At 48.4% G+C, this 26,103-nt stretch carries 14 protein-coding genes; 10 read left to right on the forward strand and 4 right to left on the reverse strand.

Translation table 11 applies throughout. The features are described 5' to 3' along the window. Nucleotides 1-293: 293 nt before the first annotated feature. Both rpoB and rpoC read left to right on the forward strand, forming a co-directional pair. Nucleotides 294-5,549: a DNA-directed RNA polymerase subunit beta gene (gene rpoB / locus OXH39_10440; protein ID MCY3550863.1), complete on the forward strand. Its 5,256-nt coding sequence runs from the start codon at nt 294-296 to the stop codon at nt 5,547-5,549. Nucleotides 5,550-5,673: 124 nt separating this feature from the next. Beyond that, nucleotides 5,674-11,376 (forward strand): DNA-directed RNA polymerase subunit beta', encoded by a 5,703-nt coding sequence (rpoC, locus tag OXH39_10445; GenBank protein MCY3550864.1) that lies wholly within the window; start codon nt 5,674-5,676, stop codon nt 11,374-11,376. A 128-nt stretch (nt 11,377-11,504) separates the two neighbouring features. On the opposite strand, the gene fumC is transcribed toward rpoC, so the two are convergent. Beyond that, entirely contained in the window at nt 11,505-12,896 is a 1,392-nt protein-coding gene (gene fumC, locus OXH39_10450; GenBank protein MCY3550865.1) for a class II fumarate hydratase, read from the reverse strand. A 432-nt stretch (nt 12,897-13,328) separates the two neighbouring features. Between fumC and OXH39_10455 the strand changes: the two genes are divergently transcribed. The 8 genes from OXH39_10455 to OXH39_10490 all read left to right on the forward strand — a co-directional run bounded on the left by OXH39_10455 (nt 13,329) and on the right by OXH39_10490 (nt 24,826). Further along, nucleotides 13,329-14,381 (forward strand): class II aldolase/adducin family protein, encoded by a 1,053-nt coding sequence (locus tag OXH39_10455; GenBank protein MCY3550866.1) that lies wholly within the window; start codon nt 13,329-13,331, stop codon nt 14,379-14,381. Between the two features lie 84 nt (nt 14,382-14,465). After that, nucleotides 14,466-15,131 (forward strand): hypothetical protein, encoded by a 666-nt coding sequence (locus tag OXH39_10460; protein MCY3550867.1) that lies wholly within the window; start codon nt 14,466-14,468, stop codon nt 15,129-15,131. 107 nt (nt 15,132-15,238) lie between these two features. Next, entirely contained in the window at nt 15,239-16,288 is a 1,050-nt protein-coding gene (locus tag OXH39_10465) for a CapA family protein (GenBank protein MCY3550868.1), read from the forward strand. 212 nt (nt 16,289-16,500) lie between these two features. Continuing rightward, a complete protein-coding gene (locus OXH39_10470) occupies nt 16,501-18,459 on the forward strand; it encodes a hypothetical protein (protein MCY3550869.1) in 1,959 nt (652 codons plus the stop codon). A 207-nt stretch (nt 18,460-18,666) separates the two neighbouring features. Further along, entirely contained in the window at nt 18,667-21,090 is a 2,424-nt protein-coding gene (gene lon / locus OXH39_10475; GenBank protein ID MCY3550870.1) for an endopeptidase La, read from the forward strand. Further along, entirely contained in the window at nt 21,087-23,369 is a 2,283-nt protein-coding gene (locus OXH39_10480) for a DUF1549 domain-containing protein (protein MCY3550871.1), read from the forward strand. Before lon ends, OXH39_10480 begins: the two co-directional genes overlap by 4 nt. A 137-nt stretch (nt 23,370-23,506) precedes the next feature. Beyond that, nucleotides 23,507-24,298, forward strand: coding sequence for a hypothetical protein (locus tag OXH39_10485; protein MCY3550872.1), 792 nt, complete (start codon nt 23,507-23,509; stop codon nt 24,296-24,298). A gap of 51 nt (nt 24,299-24,349) precedes the next feature. Continuing rightward, complete coding sequence (locus OXH39_10490; protein MCY3550873.1) at nt 24,350-24,826, forward strand: hypothetical protein; 477 nt, start codon at nt 24,350-24,352, stop codon at nt 24,824-24,826. Nucleotides 24,827-24,915: 89 nt separating this feature from the next. Here OXH39_10490 and OXH39_10495 read toward each other — a convergent pair whose 3' ends face one another. From OXH39_10495 to OXH39_10505, 3 genes are all read right to left on the reverse strand, one after another. Further along, nucleotides 24,916-25,143 (reverse strand): hypothetical protein, encoded by a 228-nt coding sequence (locus tag OXH39_10495; protein MCY3550874.1) that lies wholly within the window; start codon nt 25,141-25,143, stop codon nt 24,916-24,918. 21 nt (nt 25,144-25,164) lie between these two features. Beyond that, the gene (locus OXH39_10500) at nt 25,165-25,452 is read right to left on the reverse strand and encodes a hypothetical protein (protein MCY3550875.1); all 288 of its coding nucleotides are present in this window, start codon (nt 25,450-25,452) and stop codon (nt 25,165-25,167) included. Nucleotides 25,453-25,555: 103 nt separating this feature from the next. Beyond that, complete coding sequence (locus OXH39_10505) at nt 25,556-25,888, reverse strand: tetratricopeptide repeat protein (protein MCY3550876.1); 333 nt, start codon at nt 25,886-25,888, stop codon at nt 25,556-25,558. Nucleotides 25,889-26,103: the final 215 nt, after the last annotated feature.

Genomic DNA, 26,103 nt, shown 5'->3' on the forward strand with positions numbered 1-26,103 from the left:
CTGTCGCAAACTATAAAGTCTGCGCTACATTTATCAAACTCACATTTATTCTCGCATGAACTTAAAAAATTGCTGATTCAAACGTAATAAAGTGAAAAAAATTTTGGTTAAGTCGCAAAAAATGTAATTTTTTCAATTTTTTTCTTGACTTTTCCCGAATTATAATATATAATATTCTGTTATGCTGTGTCACCATATTAAGACGGAAAAAGCAGCTGGGAAGCGGGCTTTTTCAAAAGTCTATTTATCAGCTCAAGCTGCATAACCACCGCCAAATAGGGAGACTTCATTCAGTGAACAAAAATCCCAGCCAGAAAAATAAGAGAACGTCTTTTGCCAAAACGCAGGTTCGGACCCCACTCCCGAATCTCATTGAGACCCAAAAGCTTGCGTATGATGCCTTCTTAAAACGAGATGTCCCACCCACCGAACGTTCAGAAACGGGCCTCCAAGCCGTGTTTAAAGAAGTGTTTCCGATTTACGACTTTTCGGAGGTCAATAGTCTTGAATTCGTCAGTTACAGCCTTGGCGCACCGAAATATACGCTTCAAGAATGTGTTGCACGCGGTGTAACGTACCAAGTATCCCTCACCGCACGTATCATGCTTGTTGTGCGTGAAGCAGACTCAGATGCTGATGAACCGCACGTCGTGGATATCCGGGAATCCGATGTCTATCTTGGCGAAGTCCCTCTAATGACCGAAAATGGTAGTTTTATTGTCAACGGCAGTGAACGTGTCATCGTGAGCCAGCTGCATCGTTCACCGGGTGTTATTTTCCTTGAAAAATCATTACCAACCGGACGGCGCACCCCGACTGCCCAGATTATCCCCTATCGAGGCGCATGGGTTGAATTTGAAATAGACACGAAAGATCAGATTTATGTGCGTATTGACAAGCGTAGAAAACTGCCTGCCACCGTATTACTTCGCGCACTTGGGTGGGATTCAGACGCAGATATTCTAAAACTCTTTGCTAAAACAGAACGGCTCGTGCTTGCTGGGTGGCGTGTTATCGATGTAGAAGGACCGGTGAAGCAAGTCAAAGCTGGTGATCTGTTGGATGCTGCGGACTTTCGGCAGGCAAGCAAAGACTATCCTGATCTTGAGGTGGAGAATTGTTATCGCGTTACTGAAGTAACCGATGAAGACTGCCCGTTAGAGATTGGGCAGGAGGTTACATCTAAAGAACGTACGAGCCTCCGCAGAAAATGGAAAGGCTTTGAAACCGAGCTTTTCCGACGTGTCATTGATACGCATGACAGTGCCTGTGAACTTGCACCCGAACAATTACTAACGGATTCAGAATACCAAGAAGCGCGTTCTCGCTACGGTAGGAAAGCCTTTACAGCTGAACAGATAGCTCAAGACGCTCAGGAGAGTGTTGGTAGAGTCTGTGCTGAAGACATCATCCACCCGGAAACTGGTGAAGTGCTCCTCACAGCAAATACGTTGCTCACTGAAACAGAATTGGAACGGCTCACGGAGGCTGGTGTTGAAGCACTCACAGTTTTAGACGCAGAGGATTGCCAGCATATCCGGTTTCTACGGAATACATTAGAGCGGGACCGACAGGCAGATTACGAAGAGCCATATACTTTGCAAGATGCTGCACTGCTTACAATCTTTCGCACGCTGAGACCCGGAGACCCCGCTGGTATAGAGAACGCTCGTAAACATCTTGCGTGGCTACTCTTTGATGCGCATCGGTACGATTTAGGTGTCGTTGGGCGCTATAAACTTAATCGAAAATTTCAGGATATCCCCATTTACGGGGAGCCACCGGAAGAGACCTTTCGTACGCTCCGTCCAGAAGATATTGCGGCTACGGTGGATTACCTTCTTAAAGTTCACAATGGACTTGTCCAGAAAGATGACCTTGACCATCTCGGCAACCGCCGCGTGCGTGTTATCGGTGAACTGCTCGAAAACCAATTCCGAATGGGATTGTTCCAGATTCGCAGAACGACGCGCGAAAGGTTGAGTACGAACAACGATATCGCTAAAGTCGTTCCGTCTTCACTGGTAAATCCGAAACCTCTGATGATGGCACTCCGCGAATTCTTCGGTTCAAACCAGTTGTCGCAATTCATGCAACAGATTAATCCGCTTGATGAATTGACGCACAAACGCCGTATCTCAGCGATCGGTCCAGGTGGACTCCACCGAGATAGGGCGACAGCTGCCGTTCGGGACGTACACCCTACGCACTATGGGCGTGTTTGTCCTCTGGAAACACCCGAAGGTCCGTCAATCGGTCTCATTGTTTCTTTGGCTTGTTATGGGCGGATCAATCCCTATGGTTTTATAGAAACGCCCTATCACAAGGTTGAGGAAGGTTCAAAAGTAGGTTCAGTAGAGTATCTCACAGCGGATAGAGAAGACACAGCTTACATCGCTGCAAAGGCGGCACCGCGTGCCGTGTCCCAAGCTGCAGAAGGTAATTCGGAGCAGATCCTACCCGTCCGTAGTGGAGAGGATATCCTGTCACTTCCGATGGAAAAAGTGGATTATATCGGTGTCTCTCCACAACAGATCGTTGGGATTTCCGCCGCGCTTGTTCCATTTCTGGAGCATGAGGATGCAAACCGCGCGTTGATGGGTGCGAACCACCAACGCCAAGCTGTACCGCTCATCAGTCCGGAAGCACCGCTCGTAGGAACAGGCATGGAAGCACCGGCTGCATTGTATTCAGGTGCACTTATTACTGCGGCCCGTGCTGGCACCGTCACAAGTGTCTCGGCTGACGAAATCCTCATCCATACAGGTGAAGCACTTCACGCGGATAAGGGTGAAAACACCTTCAGTGAGATGGGCTACGATGTTTACAAACTCCAGACGTTCAAGCGGAGTAACAGTGGTACCTGTATCCACCAACGTCCCATCGTTGCGGTGGGTGATAAGGTTGAAGCCGAACAGGTTATTGCGGATGGCACATCCACAGAAGATGGCGAACTTGCTCTTGGACGGAATATCCTCTGCGCTTACATGCCATGGGGCGGTCATAACTATGAAGACTCTATCCTGATAAGTGAATCACTCATCAAGGAAGATACATTCACCTCTATCCACATTGAGGAATTTGAGGTGGAGGCGCGCGAAACGAAAGTGGGTCCAGAAGAAATTACCCGTGACATTCCGAATGTTAGCGAGCAGCGACTCACACAACTTGATGAAGAGGGTATTATTCGCGTTGGTAGTGTTGTTGGCGCAGGCAGTATCTTAGTCGGAAAAATTACACCGAAAGGTGAAAGCGAATATGGGCCAGAGGAAAAACTCTTACGCGCAATCTTTGGCGAAAAAGTCAAAGAGGTAAGGGATGCTTCGACTTACGTTCGCCCCGGCGTTGAGGGTGTCGTCATTGATGTAAAGGTATTTTCCCGTAAGCCAGATGGCGCGTCCCGTCGTGGAAATTGGTCGCAAGGTGACGCAAACGTGTCGATGGCTGATAACTTGCGATACGAATCGAAACGCAAGGAAGTTGAAGAGACCTGGCGCAAGCAGATCGCTTCTATCCGCCGTCGAAAAACTGAGGAAATTCACAAAACACTTATAGGGTGTGAACTTGCTGATTCGCTTTACACAGTTAATGGTGTTAGCGGTAGTCCCGATGCCAAACCCTTTGCTAACGCTGGTGATACCTTGACAGCTGAGGTTTTAGATGCCTACGTCTCGGGTTTCACAGCGGATGAATATCATATAGTGACTGAGGATACAGCCTCCGAGGCTTTTATCGCTGAAGCGTGCTATAAAGTGACGAACGTCCCTGATCCAGTTCCTACTATTGTGGTTCATCCTCTGGATTCTTCAACTGAGGAACCGATAACTCCCGATAGTGATGAAAGTGAGAATGGTGAACCCGGAGCAGGGTCTACGATTTCACTCTCGGAAACCCTCAGTGCAGTGCAGGTATATCTTAGCAAAGTGTGTGAACCACTTATAGAGGATACCGAACCCCTTTCACAAGAAGAGGAGCCTTTAAACGAAGAGATCGCGGATGCTAATGTTGTGCTTCGCGGTTATAACGGAAATGTCGTTGCTATTGTCCTATGTGCAGATACAGACACTGGCGACGAATATATTGAAGGTGGCCCCCTTTCTGAACGTCTTTCGGAAATGCTTGTTGCTACGGACGCACGATTCGGTATATTGGTAACCGGTGCGGACTCAGAACCTGATAACTGGCACTTTTATGGACTGGTAGGCGACACCGTGTTACAACCCTGCGATCGTTCCGAGTTTGAAATCGGCGTTACTGCTCAACTTGAAGCAGCCGGATGTCCTGTCGTGGAAACACAAAGACTAACGCAGGAGGAGTGGGAGAACTTTAGTGAAACTTACAAGGATTTAGAAGTCGAGTTATTTTGGGACATTAAGGAAGTCTTTGATCCAGCCTGTTCATTGATTGAAGGACAAGAGATCACCGATGTCGATTATCAACAGGTATTTAAAGATTTTCCAGCGCGACCTATACAAGCGGGCCAGCGACTTACTCCAAATGAGTTAGAGTCCCTCACTAAAACGACTAAACACCTGAAGACCGATAACATTTGGCACATTACCGCCGTTTTTGATCCAAAGTGTACGCTGTCTGTTGGCGACGATGTTTCCGATGCTGATTATCAGGAAGCACTCAAATCATGTAGTTTGTCCGTTACGGACATCCATGTAACCAACGCCGATGCTAAAGAACACATCCAACGTGTTGAAGAGATGGCACAAGGCAGAATAACCACTTATACTGAGGAGAAGGATCGGGCACTTCAGCAGTTAGACATGGGTGACGAGTTAAAACCGGGCGTTATCAAACGTGTCAAGGTTTATGTTGCCAGCAAACGACCAATTTCAGTCGGAGATAAGATGGCGGGTCGTTACGGTAACAAAGGCGTTGTTGCTAAAATTTTACCCGTTGAGGATATGCCCTACCTTCCTGATGGTACGCCAGTTGAGTTAGTCCTGAACCCCCTGGGTGTGCCCTCTCGAATGAACGTCGGTCAGATCTTGGAAATCCACCTCGGATGGGCGTGCCATGAACTCGGCATCTGGGCGGAATCCCCTGTGTTTGACGGTGCGACAGAGGCAGAAATCTTTGAGATGCTTGGCAAAACCGATCTCCCCGAACGTAGTAAACAGACGGGTAAGAGCATCCTCTTTGATGGTAGGAGCGGTGAACCGTTTGCCCAAGAAGTGACGGTTGGATACGTTTATTTCCTGAAGCTGAATCACCTTGTTGCTGATAAGATGCATGCTCGCTCTACTGGGCCTTACTCTCTCGTTACACAGCAGCCATTAGGTGGTAAGGCACAACATGGTGGGCAACGTCTCGGTGAGATGGAAGTCTGGGCATTGGAGGCTTATGGCGCAGCACATACACTCCAGGAAATGCTTACACTCAAATCAGATGATGTTCTCGGCAGAAGGGAAATCTATGAGTCCGTTGTGAAGGGGCTAAATCCTGACCCACCCGGTACACCAGAATCGTTCAAAGTCTTGGTCCGTGAACTCCAAACCCTCGGACTCCATGTGTCTCTTGACAAGGATGAAGAATAGCGTATTGGCTATCGGCTATCGGCTATCGGTTAAGAGACGTTTGGTTAATCTGATACCTCTTAACTGACTGCCGAAAGGTTTTTCGCAGAAAAACCGCCCCGATTGCCGACGGCAAGGAGAAAAAATGAATACTGCATTTGACAGCATCTCCATAAAGATAGCCTCGCCTGATCAGATTAAAGATGAGGCGAAGCAGACCAGTTGTAGACGTCGAAATCCCTCCCAAGCAACAGATGGCCCCTTTATCTGTCCTGAGAAAGGGACGTGTAGCTGCGGTGAGGTTAAGAAAGCAGAAACTATTAACTACCGCTCCTTTCGTCCTGAACCGGAAGGTCTCTTTTGTGAGGCTATCTTTGGTCCCCAAAAGGACTGGGAGTGTAACTGCGGTAAGTATAAACGGATTAAACATAAGGGGATGATATGTGACCGCTGTGGTGTCGAAATCACGCAACAGCGCGTTCGTAGAGACCGACTTGGTTATATCCAACTCGCCGCGCCTGTTTCTCATATATGGTACTTCAAAGGTATTCCGTCTCGTATTGGTACTTTCTGTGAACTCTCTTCACGTGATGTTGAACGTGTGCTCTATTTTGAGGGATTTATTGTCGTTGAGGTGACCGACCCTGATTGCCCACTTGAACCTGGGCAGGTGTTAACTGAGATTGAGTATATTGAACACAGCAACAAGTACTGGGGCGGGTTTCGTGCTGGCACCGGTGCGGAAGTCATTCGCGAAATTCTGAGTGGTATTGATCTTGAAGAGGAAAAAAAGAAGTTAACCGAGGCATTAGAGGAAACGACGAGCCACCAGAAAAAACTTAAGATCGCCAAACAGCTGAAACAGATGGCTGACTTTGCGGAAGTGGGGCAACGACCTGAATGGATGATTTTGGATGTTATTCCGGTCATTCCGCCAGATTTACGCCCTCTCGTTCCACTGGAAGGCGGACGTTTTGCTACCAGTGATCTCAACGATCTGTATCGCCGGGTTATCAATCGGAACAACCGACTGCGCAAGCTTATACAGCTTCGTTCTCCGGAGGTGATCCTCCGAAATGAGAAGCGGATGCTGCAGGAGGCGGTAGATGCTTTCTTTGATAATGGACGGCACGGTAGACGTGTCACCGGTCCGGGTAACCGCCCCCTCAAATCCCTTGCCGATGTTCTCAAAGGTAAGATTGGACGGTTCCGTCAAAATCTTCTCGGCAAACGAGTTGACTATTCTGGGCGTAGTGTCATCGTTGTTGGACCCGAATTGGGGTTGCATCAATGTGGAATCCCAAAACGCATGGCAGTGGAGTTGTTTAAGCCATTCATTATTGAGCGGCTCCAAGCTTATGGGTATACGCAAACAATTAAGCGGGCAAAACACATCGCTGAACACGTTGACTCGAATTCACCTGTTTGGGAAGTGGTGGAGGAAGTAATTGCGGATCACCCGGTCTTACTCAATCGCCCGCCAACGTTGCACCGACTCGGCATTCAGGCTTTTCTACCTGTTTTGGTAGAGGGCAAGTCAATCAGAATTCCGCCGCTTGTTTGTAAGGCGTTCAACGCCGACTTTGATGGCGATCAAATGGCAGTTCATGTGCCACTCACCGTGGAAGCGCAGGCTGAGGCAAAATTGTTGATGCTCAGTAGCCATAATATCCTCAAACCCTCACACGGGGATCCTGTTACTGTTCCGGAACTTGACATGGTCCTCGGCCCCAGTTTCCTGACAAAGGTGTTGCCAGAGCACGCAGCGGATGCAGCACTTCTGCATGATGCTTACACAACAAGGGATCCCGCAGCTTTTGAGGCACTCCGTGAAAAGTCGTGGTTCCATCGTCACTACGCACACCCAGAAGAGGTACTTACCGCGCATGCAGCGGGGCAACTTAAACTGCACGACAGCATCCAGCTCTTCTGTGCACCTAATGGAAATGGAAAAACCACGGAACCAATTCTCACGACAGTGGGTAGGGTTATTTTTAACGAAGTGCTGCCGTCTGAATTAGAATGGGAAGACGAACATTCCCAACAGCATATTCCGTTCTTCAATGCGGAAGCCGGGGGCAGGCAATTATCTGACCTGATCCATCGCTGTTTTAACGAATTGGGTACACGCGCCACAACTGAAGTCCTTGAGAAGGTACAAAAGCTCGCTTTTGAGTATGCAACGTTGAGTGGCATTTCGCCTGGCATCATGGACTATATCACACCAGACAACCGAGACAAACTGGTGAATGATGCCCAGACGCAAATTGATTCCATCCTTGAAGGTGTAGCAACGACCGAACGCGAGGAGCACGAAAACGAACAGATTCGTATCTGGCTGAAGGCAATTACGGAAGTTGAGAATGAGATGTTCAACACCTTGCCCGAACTGGAGACATCGCTCGTTGAGCGTGGGGATCCGAGAAAAATTCATCCGTATGTCAATCCTGATGGGTCAGAGATAAGTGATAGAAAGGTGGAAGGTTTCAGCCCGGTACATATCATGGCGGATAGTGGTGCGCGTGCACGGAAAAATCCATTTACCCAAATCAGTGCCGTTATTGGGTTAAAGGCGAAGCAAAGCGGCGAAATCCTCATTCCGCCGATCACTTCCTCTTATCGTGAAGGTTTGGATGTACTCGACTATTTTAACTCTACCTATGGGTCCCGCAAAGGTCTCGTGGACACGGCGATGAAGACGGCTGCGTCCGGATACCTTACTCGGAAACTTGTGGATGTCGCTCAAGACGTTCGCGTTACCGTTGAAGATTGCGGCACGTTGAACAACATTCAAAAGTTCGCAACGGAAGGTGGGGAGCTTGCCTTTAAGATCAGTGGGCGTACTGCCGCCGAAGACATCGTCACCCCAGAGAACGGTGACGTACTTGTTCCAGCGGGAACCATCATATCTACACAGCATGCTGAGAAGATTGATGAACTTGACGTGAGAGTGGTGAAGGTACGTTCCGTGCTCACCTGCCAAGCCGACGAAGGGGTTTGCGCTAAATGTTATGGTAACGATCTAACGACGAATGACCTTGTTAACGTTGGTGAGGCAGTCGGCATCATCGCAGCGCAATCCATTGGTGAACCCGGTACGCAGCTTACCATGCGGACGTTCCATACTGGAGGCGCTGTTGAGGAGGTTGCGGAAGTCCGTCAGCGCAGAATTTTGTCCAAAGCCAACGGCACCGTGCATTTCCGAGATTTCCAACCCGGACGGACAGTCGAGAAAGAGGGCGGACTCTGGATAGCTATTGAAAACAGAGCAAACCTTGATGGCCCCGCCTACAAGGTGCAACAGGTCAATCACCCGCACTGTCAATTGCGTGAAGGCGAACTGCTCAGTGAAAAGCAGTATACGGAAAACGCGGAACGCTATAAAGGCTTTGATACGAAGACGTGGCTGTATGAGGTTACAGAGGTCTTAGATGATGACTGCAATTTGAGGGTAGGTCAGCGGCTGTCACAGGCAGAGTACGTCAAAGCGCAGATGGAATACGGTTTCCAGAGGTTTGTAACGCCAAAATACCGCGTGACACAGGTGCAACATCCTAAACTCTCCCTGACCGCTGGCACTGAGCTTACTGAGGAAGAGATAGAGCAATTGAAAGCGGATACCCGTCAGGGGATTGAGGGGGAATGGCACTACTTGGATGCTGAAACAGGCGAGCGTATTGCTGTTGAAAATCTTACAGCAACCCAAGGTAATGCTTCCGCTGAACCCACTGATGACGCTGAAAACGAAGCTTCCGATGCGGATACCGCCAACGCCTCCGGGCGAGATGCAAGTTTCAATCGTGTCTATTGTATAACCGAGATAGACAAGAAGACAAGCAAAGACTTCGGGTTTAAGGTAGGAGACGAAGTTGAGCCAGAGAAAATCGCGCCATTGCTGAATCCGTTTGAAGTGGATACAAAGCCTGTTTACGTTGTCAATACAGAAGTTGGCGAATTTGCTGTCGGACAGACGTTAACGGCGCGTGAGTACGAAGATGCTCGCACGGAATATCAGCAACTTGAACGCGCATTTAAAGTTGAGAAGCAGGATGTTGAAAGACACTATGTGACGGCTGTGTATCACTCTGAATGCCCCCTTGAAGTTGACGAAGAGTTAAGCGGACAAGCCTTAACACAGGCACGTAGGCGTTTTACGGGTTTCGATGCCCAAAAATTGCGGCACCGAATAACACAGGTCCACCATCCTGATTGCCCACTCAAACCAGGGGATCTGATTAGTGAGAGCGAAGTAAAACAGTTTGGTGAGAGTTACCCAGGGTTTATCACGTCTCAGCGTACGAATACTGTAGGTAGTTTTGAAGTGGAACGCTTATACCGTGTTACGGCTGTCAATCATCCTGACTGTCCATTAGAAGTTGGCGAGCTTTTGACGCAAAAGGAATCATCCGCAAACCGCCGACAGTACAAAGGATTAGAAGTTTCACGTCATTATGAAGTGACACAGATTGATGACGGTACCACGGCGTTAAGTGTCGGTCAACGTCTCACTGAAATTGAGTATAAGGCACACCGCAAAACGGATGCAGCACTCCCGGACAAGGTCACGAGTTTGTACCATGTCGTTAGCGTACATCACCCAGAGTTAAAGCTGGAAGTTGACACGGAACTTAGTGACAAGGAGTATCGGACGTATCACCGACAATTCAAAGGGTTTGATGCTGAGCTTGTTTATCGCGTTGTTGACGACCAACGAGATATTGATACACAGCTGGAACCCGGTACTATTCTATCTTCAAAGGAATACCGTGCCCTTGACAAGGCAAACTTGCAGGTGACTCACACTGTCACCGATATTTATCACCCAAATTGCGAGTATGCTGTTGGCGACGAATTGTCAGAAGACTATGAAGTCGTGAAGGCGAAGTTCCCTGGATTTGAAATGGATGAACTCGCTTTACGGATGCGTATTGAAGTCGAAACTGCGGATGGAACTCGTGTTTCGCACGTTATTCCGGCAGACTACTCCTTCTCCTTGGAGGAAGGCGACAGCATGCGGAAAGGGGACACGCTGGCAGAACTCCATGAGAGAACAAAGAACGATGACATCGTTGCTGGTATCCCGCGTGTTACAGAATTATTCGAGGCACGCCGCCCAAAACGCGAGGTCGCGGCTCAAATCGCCGAAATCGAAGGTTATGTCCAATCTGCAGGTACAAAGTCAGGTATTCCAGCTTACCGGATTGAACATGAAGGATACCAGAGTCGCCTCTATCAGATTCCCGATGAGAAGCGGCGTGTTGCTGAAGGCGATTGGGTGAATGCAGGTGAACCGCTCACTGATGGCTATCTCAACCCACACGATATCTTGCGTATCGGGCGCACTACCATCGAAGGCGTGTCTGTTGAGGGTGAGGAGGCAGTCTGGTCATATCTCGTTGATGAAGTCCAGAAGGTCTATCCTAACGGCACTATCAATGATAAACATGTTGAGACAATAGTGCGGCAGATGCTGACGAAAATTCGTATCACCGACCCCGGCGACACGAACTTCTATCCGAACGATGAAGTGCAACGCAGACAATTTGAACGCATCAATAGTGAAATCGTGGAAAACGGCGGCATACCTGCCACGGGTGAACCAATTCTCCAGAGCATTAGCAAAGCCTCTTTAAGCACGGATAGCTTCATCTCTGCCGCATCCTTCCAGCAAACGACAAAGGTACTCACAGATGCTGCTGTTGGTGGACAGACCGATAGGCTCTTCGGACTGAAAGAAAACGTTATTCTCGGTAGACTCATCCCCGCAGGTAGTGGATTCTCTGGTTTTCAGAACTTAGATGTCTCCCCCCTTGAGTCGGAGATTAGCGAAACCGGTGATGATGATTAAGTAGTTGTCAGTTATCAGTACGGAGATCTGCCACGCGGATGCTCTTTCGGTTGTCGGTTAAAATGTGGTCTGGTTAAGTCAACACCAACCTCTTTAACCGACGACCGATAACTGATGACTGAAAACCATTACCCCAAATTCGGTCGTGTCATATCCCCCGGCACGACGAGTTCATCAAAAGCCTCCCCTGTCAGGACTTCAAGTGCAATAGCAGCCTCACGCAGTGTGCAGCCCTGTTCATGTGCGTGTTGGGCGACTTTCGCTGCCGTATCATACCCAATATGTGGGGTCAACGCTGTCACAAGCATCAAGGATTCCGAAAGGTGCTGCGCTACCGCTTCAGTGTCCGGCACAATGCCTTCTACACAATTCACCCGGAACGATTCGCACGCATCACCGAGAAGTTGTATGGATTGTAAAGCGTTATACGCCATCACAGGCATAAATACATTTAGTTGTAATGCCCCGTTTGCCCCCGCAAACGCTAATGTGGTATCGTTTCCTATTACCTGTGCACATACCATTGTGACGGCTTCGCATTGGGTCGGATTTACCTTTCCGGGCATAATTGAACTTCCGGGTTCCATCTCAGGTAACTGCAGTTCACCGAGACCACATCGCGGTCCTGAAGCGAGCCATCGGATGTCGTTTGCAATCTTGAAGAGTGCAACCGCTAATGTTTTCAGGGAACCACTTGCGCTAACAACCGCGTCCCGACAGGCGAGTGCCTCAAACGCGTTTGGTGCGCGTTGGAGTTGATGGTATCCTGTTATTTCCGAGAGCCGCGCCACGACTCGTTCTGTGTAATCCGGGTGTGTGTTCAATCCCGTGCCGACAGCTGTCCCACCAATCGGCAGTTCAGAGAGGTGGGGCAGCGATGCCTTGATGCGTTGTTCTGCAGCAGTGAGTTGTTGTGTGTAAGCACTAAATTCCTGTCCAAGTGTGAGAGGTGTTGCATCCATCAGATGCGTTCGTCCAATCTTAACGATCCCTTTGAACGCGGATGTCTTTTCGGCAAATGCTTCTCGCAATGTATTCAGGCGCGGTAAGAGATGTTCGTGAATCTGTCGGACCATTGCCAGATGTATCGCAGTCGGGAAAATATCGTTTGTCGATTGGGACTTGTTGACGTGGTCGTTCGGATGGATCGGATCCTTACTCCCCATTTCACCGCCAAGCATTTCAATTGCCCGATTTGCGATGACCTCATTGACATTCATGTTCGTCTGAGTTCCACTACCCGTTTGCCAGATACGGAGCGGAAAATGGTCGTCTAATGTGCCATCAATAACTTCTTGTGCTGCTGTGCTAATTGCCTCTGCCAGCCGATTTTCAAGCAAGCCGAGGTCTGCGTTGATCTGCGCCACTGCCTGCTTGATGGTACCGAGTGCCCATATAGCTGCGCGTGGCAAGCGTTCTTCGCCAATCTTAAAATTTTGGAGCGCACGTTGGGTTTGTGCCCCCCAATATCGGTCGTCCGGGACATGAAGTGTCCCCATACTATCTGTTTCGCTTCGCATTATATATTTATGCCTTTCATTATAGTAAAACCTGAAAATATGTAGACGGGTGTTTAGCGATGAGAACGCTCACCGCCGCTGGCGAGGATTGTATCCTCGTCCTTTCACAATATCTAATGAGTAATAGGTTTTACTATAACATAGAATTTTGGTAATTCGCGTTCTGTTACCTTATGCAGTATAGGCAAATTTTATCATATTTTAGACAGATATTTCAACCTCAATCGCGGTGGATGCAAGAGGTATTCAGTCGCAGGGCAATTTATATCTTTTCCTCAAGGTTTTCGCTGTAAGAACACCACTCCGTCTAAAGTACGCTTAAAATTTGCTATTTTCTTTTAGACATGGTATAGTTAAAGAATGGGAAAATGTCGAGATCTGGGATCGCACGACAAATTAAATCTTGATTCTGACTGAGGAGTGAAATCGCGGGTGGATTCAACATTAACCAATCCATATCTGATAAACGCCTTAACACCACCACCGGCGCAGAGTTATCGCTATAAACGCTGGCAAGAGAGAGGCTATCACCCGAACCTACATCCGATTTCGTCTGACAGCGAATGTGGAACGTTAATAGGACAGATGGGCTGGGTAGGGGCACATGCACACGCTCGGGAATACCTATGGGCAACTGCTGGCAATATGGGCGCAGTTTTAACTGAAGCGATTGAAGAGGCGTGCCTCATCCCTTACGAGGCATCGCCGCGCTACCAATTACCACCGCAGATTGTTGTTAAAGGGTTAGCAGGAAGACACGTACTGCTTACGAAATCAGGTTCACGTCTGGACATGATTGGCATTGAGCATCCTGCCCTTAACTTAACCATTATTGAGGTTGAACCCGATGGCGTACATTATCGAATGCGTTTCGGCACACCGGATCAGGCAATTTTGGATCAGAACCGAGATGGCATTACGCCGCCAGCACCGACGAGTGAAATGTTCCATTACATGCTTATTTTCGACCAGTTAGAGGAACAAGGTTTTAACGCACTTGTTCACTTGCAACCGAAGTTTTTGAATCTCATTTCTCGTACGGAGCATGGCGCACCAGATCGATTTTACAACTTTCTCAGAGGATATGAACCGGAGACACCTATTATATACGACGAATCCAGCGGTATTGGGTTCGTAGAAGAACGAGCACCCGGCATTCCAGAACTATCTTATGAAAGCTTACGGCTTTTCCAAAATGGCGGAAATGCGGAGCGTCATATTCTCTATTGGGTGGGGCACGGGACGTTTTCACGCGGTAGGGATCTTCTTGATGCCTACAAACATGCGGAGTACTTTGAAGCCGCTGCGCGAATGGCGTGGGAGGCGAATCAGCAACGTGTTGATGCGCAAGCCTATACGGAAGAGATCGTCAGTTGTATCTTACGCGAGTTCAACGCAAACCGCGAAGCATCTGCTAAAATAGATTCAGATTTCGAGGATGTTGAGACCCCAATGCAGTCTGAGAACGTCTATAATTATCCTTAGACAGGACTTCGCTAACGAGGTTTCTAACCTCGCCTGTAAAGCGGATCGAACACATATACCCTCAGTAGGGGAGGAGTATCCTATATGCAATCACCTATAGATATCCAAGACTCGGAACAGGAACATGACACTACAACAGAAACAGATTTAGAGCGACAGCAGCTGGAAATGCATCTTCGCGACAGCGTCATTGGAAGATATATTCGGAATTATAACAAACGCTTGCGGACTCTCAGCCAAGAATTGGAGCAAACTCGACAGCAGATTGATGATAAGATTAGAGATATAGAAAAACGCTTCGCCCAAGGAATAACAGAGATTAAAACCGATCTCCGCAACCTCTCTGCTAAACTTGAAGATGACAATTCGGCGTTAACGTTAGAGAAAATTGAAACACTTATTAACGCGCGGATTGATGTCCGATTGGATGGAATTACCGGACGTGACGAGGCAGATCTTCAGAGGTTGTCAACACTAATAAACGAGTTTGCCAGTGAATTCCAAGCACAAATTGATCGGATCAGCAACGAGACGAAACTCTTGCGAGAACAGAATCGCCAAAGCCAGGAGTCTTTGCGAGCCGATGTAGCATCTGAAACTGAAGCACTTGAAGCCGCGAAAGTTGACCGAATCGCCTTATCTGAAACCCTCATTATGCTTGGGGTGAAACTCAAAGAGGATAACCTACTGGATGAATTGGACACGGACCTAACGCTTGATGATGTCTTAGACGGTTCAGAAGAATCATGAAAATTAAATATGCTGAAAGCTCTGTATGTGTATTACAACGTCACAGGTTTCAATTCTCTCTTTTGATTTGTAGTCTGTTGTGCATCATAATCTTCGGGGCATCGCTCGTGGAACTCCGAGCGAGTAATACAACTTCCGTTGATGAAATTTCAGTGCTTGCTGTCGGCGATATTACTGTGAGTGCTCGTATGACACCTTTGATTGAAAGCGAGGGAGCTGGTGTGTTTTTTCAAGGAACAGCCGCCCTAATTCAGTCCGCGGATGTCGCGACCGCTTCCTTAAACACCAGCATCTCGGAAAGAGGTGAACCGCGATACGGCATTGAAAAACCATTTCAGGCAGCACCGGGACTTGGCAGAGCCATCGCGAATGCAGGGTTTGATGCTGTTTCCTTAGCCACACCCCACATAATGGACTTCGGTCTCGAAGCGTTGGAGGATACAATCACCGAGTTGGAGTGGTATGATGTTAAACCGATCGGTGCTGGTCTGGATGCCGAAACGGCAAAGCTTCCGGTGTGGGTGCCAATCAGGCTCAAGGAATCCAAACCTACACAGGTTGCGTTGTTAGCATATTATCGGATGAATGAGTTCACACGCTACACCAACGATCCACTTGCTTACGCTGTTTATAGTGAAATGACAACTGCTGTTGAACAAGCGAAGGCAGAAGCGAAACTCGTAATTGTCTGGCTACATTGGGGAAGCAAGGAAAAATCTGGCGATGATGCAATCGGAAGGCAACGAATTTTTGCACAGGCATTGATTGACGCGGGCGCGGACATGGTGTTATGCCAGCAGCTTCATACGTTTGGTGGTATTGAGTTGTATCAAGGCAAACCGATTGTTTACAGTCTCTCGGATTTTATCTATGATACTTACGATAAACAACACTCACACATAGTTATCCCGAAGGCGACGTTCGAGTCCAGACTTCTGAAGTCCATTGAGTTAATTCCGATTTTGACGGATCCGGCGAAAACGCCGGTGCGCCCTGGAAAACCGACGGAAACCTCAACAACACCCGACATTGGGAAGCAGTTCCCGAGCGTTCTAACGGGAGAAGCGGCGGTAGAAACCTTGCAGGACTATCAACGACGTTGCGCAGAATTGGGGACGGAGGTGTTCATTGAAGGTGAACGTGGGTGGATTCGATAGTTAATAGGAATAGACATGGTTTCCCGAGAAGGTGAACGCGGGTGGATTCGATAGTTAATAGGAATAGACATGGTTTCCCGATCATAACGCTCCGATAGAAACAAGAGTCAAAGATATGACAAGCAATGAGGGGAAGGTAGGAGTGATCTCCCAATAAAACGCGTAAGCCCAAGCAACGCGCTGGGAAACCGGATATACGGAGAGGGCGTTTTTTGCAAGACTTACCTGAACGAAGTGCAAGGAACATTAGAAGTGGTGAACGCGGGTTAACGCCTAAAGCTTTTCTCATTGCGCTGCTCCTGATCCCTCTTAACGTCTTCTGGATTATCGAATTGGAGGTCGTCCGTTATACACATCCGACGCTGATTCATCCGCTTTCCAATGTCATTTTTATCATTTTCTGGCTGATGGTGTTCAGCGCGGCGTTGGGAAAATTGTCCTCGAAACTGCGATTGACGCCGGCGGAATTGCTCACAATCTACGTCATGTTGTGCATCGTTTCCTCGCTCTGTTCGCACGATATGATGGAGATCCTGGTCACTATCCTTGGACATCCGTTTCGATTTGCGACATCCGAGAATGAATGGCAGCAACTTTTTTGGAAGGAGCTTCCGACGTGGCTAACCGTTCAAGACGCGAGCGTTTTGTCAGGCTATTATGAAGGGCAATCAACGCTATATCGGGAGGCACATCTTACCGCTTGGGCACTACCTGCTGCATGGTGGATACTTTTTATTCTCGTGTTGATGTTTGTTATGTTGTGCATCAACACGCTCCTGCGCATTCAATGGACTGAGCGAGAACGGCTGACGTATCCGATTATCCAGCTGCCGCTCGCAATGACAGAGACGAATACAAGCTTTTTCAAAAATAAACTGATGTGGTTGGGGTTCAGCATTGCGGCAGCCATTAGCATCCTGAATTTGCTGAATTCGATTTATCCGGCAGTTCCGTATCTGCCAGTTAAACGACAGAACATCCATCAGTATTTCACTGGTCGTCCGTGGAACGCGATGGGCGGTGTGCGTCTCTCGTTTTATCCTTTTGCGATTGGGATAAGTTTCCTTATTCCGCTGGACCTGCTTTTTTCGTGTTGGGCGTTCTATTGGGTGTACAAATTTGAGTTAATGGCGGGCAGTATCCTTGGGGTACGGAATTTACCCGGGTTCCCTTATGCCGACGCGCAGAGTTTCGGAGCATATATGGTACTCCTCGGTACCGCTGGATGGGTTGGAAGGACGCACCTCAAACGAATTTTTACCGGTGTTATGGAGGGTCTTAGAGGGACTTCTCGGATAGATATGCAGCGTGAGCCGATGCCGTATCATATCGCTTTCCTCGGCATTGTGGGTGGAATGCTGTTTTTGACCGTATTCTCCTATAAGGCGGGGATGTCGCTCTGGGTGATTCCCATTTTTTTCGGGCTTTACTTTCTGCTCGCGACGATGATTGCCCGACTTCGTGCGGAATTGGGGTTCTTGGTCCACGATTTGCACAGGGTTGACCCACACGGATTAATCGTGACGGCGTTCGGTACCCAGCGGTTGACGACGGGTACGAAGACGGTTTTTTCGTTGTATATGTTCTTTAACAGAGCATATCGTGCGCACCCGATGCCACAGGAATTGGAAGCATTGAAGATTTCAGAACGGCGGCAGATACGTCCGCAGCACACCGCCGCTGCAATCCTCATCGCTACCTTAGTTGGTGCGGTTGTTATATTCTGGTTGCTCTTGGATAGTTATTATAGGCATGGTGCAGAGACCGGCTATTACGGTCCTTGGGCGTTAGGATTCGGCAGAGGTGTTTATCGGCAACTTGAAAACTGGTTGAATTATCCACAAGGCACTGATGTTCCTGCTCTTATCTTTACGGGCGGTGGCGCAGGAGTTGCTCTGGGATTAATGCTATTGCGAACCCGATTTCTCTGGTGGCCCCTGCACCCACTCGGTTATGCCATGGCAAATAGTTGGGGCATGTACAACCTCTGGAGTTGTCTCTTCGTCGCATGGATAGCGAAGGCAATTGTATTACGTCAAGGAGGGCTTAAAGCCTACAGAAGGATGGTGCCCTTCTTTCTCGGACTCGCACTCGGAGACTACATCAGTGGAAGTTTGTGGAGTATTGGCAGCATCTTAGCGAATACCACATTGTATCAATTTTGGCCTTAATACCTTCGACGATGTTATCTTGTTTGTTGCCTGTTAAACAGATATTGAGACTGCACGTTTATAAAAAACTGCTGGTCGATGAAAAAAACTAATTGTAGCAAGAAATCCTCGCTAAAAATACCGAAACGAACAATTCGCATCAAAAACTGACGACTGACTCAGCGGTGCACTCATAACGATATATCCATTATAAAAAGGAGAAAAAACATGGAAACCAAAGAGAAAGAAGAAAACATAGACGAAAATACTGCTGAAGAAGAGGAAGAAGAACGTACACAGGAACTTCCGCTCCTTCCCTTAGACGACCTTGTGGTTTTCCCGTACATGCCACCGGTCCCGCCATTCCCGCCACATCATGTCGCACTCTCTGGCAAGATGGCGACCACGGCTGTTGAGGATGCTATGGAGCATGACAGGGGACTTTGTATCTTTCGCCCAAAAAGGGATCTCTCTAAGGAAAAAATTAAAGAGATTAAAAAGAACGACCTCAGCCCAGTCGGGAGTTTGATTCACATCCTTCGTTACAAAACTGATGACGAAGATGTGTTGTTTCTTGCACATGGCCGAGAGCGCGTCGAAATAGAAGAGATTTTACATACAGAGCCGTTCGTTAAGGCGCGCGTCGGCATCATTGGTAGCGACGATGAAGATCCGGTTGCTAACGCCGAAATCGACCTGGAGGTGGAGGCACTCGTTCGCAGCAATGATGAGATGTTCCAACGCATTGTTCAGATGTCGTCGCGCTACCAAGAGGAGTATGGCAGCCTGACCAAAACCATGATTGATGAACCGGGCCGCCTTGCTGATTATATCGCCGCTATGCTGGATCTGAAACCCCACGATAAACAGCGTATTTTGGAGGCAGTGTCTGTTCATGAACGCTTAAATACACTTGCTGTTATTCTCGCGAAAGAACTTGACCTGCACGAATTAGAAAGCAAAATCCAAAATAACGCACAAGCCGTCATTAACAAGGGACAGCGTGAATACTATCTCCGGGAACAGCTCAAGGCGATTCAAACCGAACTTGGTGAAGCGGACGACCTTGGGCTTGAGATCGATGAAATGTGGGAGCAGCTGCGCGAAACTGAAATGCCTGACAAAGCGAAACAGGCGGCGGAAAAAGAATTGAAACGACTCTCCAAAATGCAGTCTTTCTCACCTGAATCAACCGTTTCGCGAAATTATCTGGATTGGTTGTTAAATCTTCCTTGGTCTGTCAGTACCGAAGATGCTTTGGATATTGCCTCGGCACAAAAAATTCTTGATGCGGATCACTACGATTTGGAGAAAGTCAAAGAACGGATTTTGGAATATCTCGCTGTGTGCATGCTCAAAGACGATATGAAGGGACCCATTTTCTGCTTTGTTGGCCCTCCTGGTGTCGGGAAAACATCGCTCGGTAGGTCTATTGCTCGTTCAATGAACCGGAAGTTTGTCCGTATCTCATTGGGCGGTATGCACGATGAAGCTGAAATCCGTGGGCATCGACGTACCTATATCGGATCAATGCCCGGACGAATTGTCAAGGGGATTCGGCAGGCTGAGTCGAACAATCCTGTCTTTATGCTTGATGAAATTGACAAACTCGGTTCTGATTTTCGTGGTGACCCGGCTTCCGCACTTTTGGAAGTCCTTGATCCCGAGCAGAATCATTCGTTCACGGACAACTACCTTGATGTGCCGTTTGATCTCTCGAAAGTGATGTTTGTCACGACAGCGAATCAACTCCACACCATTCCACCGCCGCTCCGTGACCGAATGGAAACAATAGAGCTTCCTGGCTATACTGCCAACGAGAAGCTGATGATCGCCAAGCAATATCTGATACCGCGTCAATTGGCAGAAAACGGTCTGAAGAGTAAGTTAATTACTATCAGGAATACTGCAATCAACAAAGTCATCGGTGAGTATACTCGCGAGGCGGGTGTGCGAAATTTAGAGCGTGAACTCGGCACCCTCTGCCGAAAGGTCGCACGCGGTGTTGCTGAGGGGAATACTGAGCGAACAACGATTGGGGCGAAGGATATTCAAGGGTATTTGGGACCAGCGAAGTTTGATTCCGAAATCGCGAGTCGTAAAGCCGACGTTGGTGTGGCGACAGGACTATCTGTCACGCCTGCAGGTGGCGAAATCCTCTTCATTGAAGTCGCGACGACTAAGAAAGTGAATGCCCAGACGCAACTTCGTGTTACTGGACAGATCGGTGAGGTGATGCAGGAATCCGCACAAGCCGCGCTCAGTTATGTGAAATCCCAATCCGACGCACTCAAATTTGACCCGATTCTATTGGAAAACGATATTCATATTCATGTGCCAGCAGGGGCGATCCCGAAGGACGGTCCTTCGGCGGGTATTACCATTGCAACCGCCCTTGCTTCCATTGCCACACAGCAACAAGTCAATCCCGAAGTCGCCATGACAGGTGAACTCACGCTCAGAGGGAGAGTGTTACCTATCGGCGGCGTGAAGGAAAAGATCCTTGCCGCGAAGCAGGCAGGTATCAAGAAAGTCATTATGCCAAAAGGCAACAAAAAACACTTCATTGAAGTACCTGAAGACATTCAAGCTGGTCTTGAGTTTCGGTTTGTAGGACATGTCACCGAAGTTTTCAAGGAGGTTTTCAGATGAAACGCATATTGACCCTGAATTCAATTTCCACTATCAGAAATCTGTTTGTATTCTTTCTGTGTGTCGTTCTGTTCACAGCGTATGCGAACACAGCAGACAGTGCAAACCTCACAACCACAACGACACCCCCTCCAATTGGTGAAGTTGATGAATCAGAACCTGCCGTCAGATTTCTAAAGGATATCGCACCTATCCTCGATAAACATGGGTGTTCAGCCGGTATGTGCCACGGAAAATTTGGCGGGCAGGGTGGGCTAAATCTCTCTTTGTTGACCTTGAATCCGGAATCGGATTACGCGCCAATCGTCCATCATAGTCGTGGCAGACGCATCAATCTAATTGAACCGGATCAGAGTCTCTTTTTTCTCAAACCCACTGGACAGATCGTACATGAAGGTGGCTTGCGATTTGACCCCAGTTCAGATGAAGCACTAACGATTCTCCGCTGGATTGAAGCGGGTGCTCCCTTTTCTGAGGACGAACCGCGTCTTAGGAAACTTGAAATTGAGCCGAGCACCTTTGTCCTGTCTGATGTCGGAGAGACAGCACAACTGAAAGTACTCGCCTATTTTTCTGACGGATCCGTTGAGGATGTAACTGAAAAAGCCGTCTATGAGTCTAAGGATACACCGGTCGCTGAGGTATCCGCTACCGGTGAGGTGACGAGTGTCCGCTGGGGAGGAACCGCGGTTATTGCGCGCTTTTTGGGGGTTGTGGACGCATCATTTGTAACAATTCCACGGGTTTCCAAGACAGATGTGGTATCACAAGCCTCAGAATTCACACCCAATAACTTCATTGATGAGTTTGTCCTTGCCAAACTTAAAAAGTTGAATATTCGTCCCTCCGCTCTGACCACCGATGATGCATTCATGCGTAGAGTCTATTTGGACACTATCGGTCGGCTGCCAACGTCTGATGAGGTGAAGGCATTCCTTGCAGATACAGATTCAGACAAACGCTCGCAACTCATTGATACCCTTCTTGACACGCCAGAGTGGGTGAACTTACGCACGTTAAAGTTAGCCGATATGTTGCGCGTTCATCCGCGTCAGTTGGGGAACGGAGCGTTCGGTGAACGCGGTGCGACGCTCTTCCACGAGTGGGTACGTGAGGCTGTCGCGCAGAATAGACCCTACGACGCAGTTGTTCAAGAACTCATCACGGCGCGAGGGAGCACTTATCAGCACGGTCCCACAAACTACTATCGCATTGAGCAGCAACCTGCTGGCAGAGCAGAGACGACCGCACAGGTATTCCTGGGTATCCGTCTGAGTTGTGCGCGATGTCATAAACATCCGTTTGACCAATGGACGACGGACGACTATTGGAATTTCGCCGCCTTCACTGGGAAGGTGGGTGTCCGTGGTGGTGAACTCTACAACGAGCAGGTTATTTATTATGACCCGACCGGACGTGTTATCAATCAATCCGTGCAAGGCAACCGAGGCGAAGTGGCGCTGCCAACCTTCCTTGGCGGTGAGTCGCTCGATGCGGATTATCAGGGAGATGTCCTGCAGGTACTGGCAGACTGGATGACCTCCTCAACAAATCCGTACTTTGCGACAGCGACTGTGAATCGTATCTGGAGTCATTATTTTAGTAGAGGTATTGTTGATCCTGTTGATGATATGCGTGCGACGACACCACCGAGCGTTGAAGGACTCTTGGAGGCGTTGGCAGACGATTTTGTGCAGAGTGGTTTTGATACGAAACACGTCATTCGACGAATCCTCAATTCACGGACGTACCAACTCTCCGCCGAACCGAATGAGACGAACCAATTGGATGACCGATTCTTCTCACGTTTCTATCCGCGCCCCATGGTGGCACAGGTGTTATTGGATGTCTTAAACGATGTCACCGGTACCGAGGAGAAGTACGGACGCTATCCGCTTGGCACGCGTTCTGTTGAGTTACCGCTGCCAGTGAGTTCACGCTTCTTGTCACTCTATGGACGTTCCGATCGGGAGTTCCTTGGCGATTTGGATCCTAAGTTGGAGCCGACGCTCACACAGGCACTCCACATGATTAATTCCAGTTATGTGAATAAAAAGTTGAAGAGTTCTGATGGCTCGCTCAGTCGACTGATTCAAGCGAAACTTGGAAATCAGGAACTTATCAACGAGTTGTATCTCAGCACGTTAAGTCGATTTCCGACTGATATGGAGCTCCAGACAGCTGAGGCTTACATTGCAGAGAGCCCCAAACGCCGCGCAGGATGCGAAGATCTTTTATGGGCACTCATTTCATCGCGTTCGTTTATCTTTATCCGCTAAATGAACGCTGAAAACCCCTTACGGCGAGGTTTCCATGCCTCGCCGTTTCCACCTGTTGCTGGCGGGGTTTGCAACCCTACCAACCATTGAAACACCCTTAAAAAAACCAGAAATTTATTTCGACTCTGGAGGACCCAATGATCATGCACTTGGAACGCTATTTCATATTCAGTTTCTCTGTGCTACTTCTGCTCGGTTTAGTGCTACCTGTGTTTGGACAAGCAGAGAAAAAGGAGGACCTCATTGGGCACTGGACCTTTGAGAAAGGTGCCGAATTGGAGGATTTAACGGGCCATTTTAGCGAGATTGATCTCTTGGATGCTGAGGTCAAGGACGGGAAATTGCACATCGGCAATAATGAATGGGCAATGACTACGGGGTATAAAGGACCTGACATCGGACCTGATAAGACATTAGTGACGTGGCTCTATTTAGACGATTTGAACGTCACAAGAGGTGCCACATTGGCGGTCAATAAGAGTAGTGCAGATACCTTTGACGCTATCGTCTATGCGGAACGTCAACCGAAACGCTGGATGGCTGGTAGCAGCTTCTTTAGACGTACACAGGATGCCAACCCCGGATTTGAGGAGAAAGAAACGGGGAAGTTGATTCAGCTAGCGATCTCGTATGAGGACGATGGCGGGAACGCGAAGATTATGATATACCGGAATGGCAAAGTAATTGGCGATTATACGAAGGGTCCCATCGTATCTTGGAAAGCCGGTGATGTGGAAGCACTGTTCGGCCCGCGCGCTCTCATCGGCGGGACTGCCTATGGTTGGGTTGTTGCTCGTGTGGAGGATGCAAGAATCTACAACGCCGTCCTCGACGAGAAAGAGATTAACAACTTGGTTGCGGACACGCTGGATGTTGAAGCGCGTGGTAAACTCACAACGACATGGGGTTGGTTAAAGCTCTCCAAATAGCGACTTGCAACGTTCAAAACGACACCGCTTACTCGCAAGGAATAATTAAAGATGGTTATCCGTTTCAAAAAGGGGAAAAACCAGTCGAAACACAAACCCGACACGCTTACTTGTATTCGGGACGACGGTAGTGTGACGTGGACATACCTTCATCGCGAGTTTGCAATCCAAGATTTGGCACACTACGTTGTCGAAACAACACTCGGGCTTGAAAACGCTTTTTTGGGCCTCATAGCAAAAGGATACGACATCTCTGATTTCAACCAACCTAAAGCAGAACGCCCTTTTGAAATTCCCGAAGAAGCACTAAACACTGAGGTAATTGTCGGACTCTTACAGACAGATTTGTTGGAGAGTTTAAGAGGGAATGCAGACCGTTGCGAACTGCTTCGCGACTACGGAGCACTACTGCCAGTGAAGATCGCAGATGCGCAGCTTGAGACTATGCAGCAGAAATTGCAAGCCCTGTTACAGAAGTGGCACGATTTACAGCCCGGTGAGTCCATGACGTTGCAGTTTAAAATATAAAACGCCATAAGATATAGTGGTAGGCACACTCCGTTGTGCCGTAACAAGAATACCCTACGGCGTTTCGTTGTTTTTCCGTAAATAACAACTTATCCACCGTTCTTTATCAACCGCGCAACAATTTCCTCAACGGCACCTTCCGCGCGTTCCCGAATCTGCTCCGGTGTCAGACTCTGGATTGGATGCGGGACGGTGAGCGGTTCCAAATCGCTGTGTCCGAGGACACGTGCTTGGACTTTCCCCGCAGCGAAGAAGACTTCCGTACAAACCGCGACGCTTGGCACACCGCGTTCCTCTAAAGCACTCCCGTCGTGCATACTGCACGATATGCAGGAGCCTCAGTCGGCGAGCCCTTCAATGACAAAGTCTGCTTCTTCCGCGAGTTCAACGAGCAGCTCTGTTGGTGCGGGACGCGAGAACGTCGGTTTCTTGACGTGAACCACTTCGGCAAGGTCGAACCGTTCCTGCATCAATTCAGCAATACGGTCGAGAAAAATATCACTGCCATTCTTTGTGATGTTCAGTAAACCCATCACTTTCCCATCAAGGCTATCGAGTCGCGGTGCGAGAAATTTTGCGGACACATCGCCTTGAGAGGTGGGATCGAGTAAGGTAGTATTTGGCATTATGAAAACCTCTATATTCTTTCGCTGGCGAGGTTTGCAACCTCGCCGATTTCCAATATTCTTTCGCTGGCGAGGTTTGCAACCTCGCCAATCCTTCAAGTCATTATGTAGATGAATCGGATGCCTCCATCTGCAACTGCTGCGACTTTGCCATCGCATCCTCTGCTTCTTGGATCATCCCTTTTCTTTGGTAACACATGGATAAACTGGTATATACAAGCGGATCCTTTGGGTTGATTTCTATCGCTTTCTGGATAGCCTCAATGGCTTCATCGTATAGACTCATCCGTTCATAAGCATGTCCTAACCCAAGGAATCCTTCGATGTAGTCAGGGTAGGTGTCAATCAATACTTTAAAGGCATTAACAGCCGCTTCGAGATCGTTTTCAGCGAAATGCGTGAGTGCGGCATCGTAAAGTTCCGTTTCGGTTGGCATTTTATGTGTCCTTTTAGGATGTAAGGTTTAACGAAATTCTATCAGAAAAGGTGCTAAATGTCAAACAGAAAACGGTTCTGACAGAGGCATTCAGTTATCAGTTAAATTGGTTTTTATTTTTCTGAATCGCGGATGACTCTGGATTCTAAAAAAATCGGTTGACACCCGACCATTTTACGATATGCTATACACATATCCTTTGCTAACCTTGTTAA

The organism is Candidatus Poribacteria bacterium (assembly GCA_026702755.1).
Lineage (GTDB): Bacteria > Poribacteria > WGA-4E > WGA-4E > WGA-3G > WGA-3G.

Excerpts from the sequence above, each read along its gene's own strand:
- OXH39_10495 (MCY3550874.1), bottom strand. The coding sequence starts at position 25,143 with ATGCACGACGGGAGTGCTTTAGAGGAACGCGGTGTGCCAAGCGTCGCG.
- OXH39_10485 (MCY3550872.1), top strand. The coding sequence starts at position 23,507 with ATGATCATGCACTTGGAACGCTATTTCATATTCAGTTTCTCTGTGCTA.
- lon (MCY3550870.1), top strand. The coding sequence starts at position 18,667 with ATGGAAACCAAAGAGAAAGAAGAAAACATAGACGAAAATACTGCTGAA.
- rpoC (MCY3550864.1), top strand. The coding sequence starts at position 5,674 with ATGAATACTGCATTTGACAGCATCTCCATAAAGATAGCCTCGCCTGAT.
- fumC (MCY3550865.1), bottom strand. The coding sequence starts at position 12,896 with ATGCGAAGCGAAACAGATAGTATGGGGACACTTCATGTCCCGGACGAC.
- OXH39_10500 (MCY3550875.1), bottom strand. The coding sequence starts at position 25,452 with ATGCCAAATACTACCTTACTCGATCCCACCTCTCAAGGCGATGTGTCC.
- OXH39_10460 (MCY3550867.1), top strand. The coding sequence starts at position 14,466 with ATGCAATCACCTATAGATATCCAAGACTCGGAACAGGAACATGACACT.
- OXH39_10490 (MCY3550873.1), top strand. The coding sequence starts at position 24,350 with ATGGTTATCCGTTTCAAAAAGGGGAAAAACCAGTCGAAACACAAACCC.
- OXH39_10505 (MCY3550876.1), bottom strand. The coding sequence starts at position 25,888 with ATGCCAACCGAAACGGAACTTTACGATGCCGCACTCACGCATTTCGCT.
- OXH39_10480 (MCY3550871.1), top strand. The coding sequence starts at position 21,087 with ATGAAACGCATATTGACCCTGAATTCAATTTCCACTATCAGAAATCTG.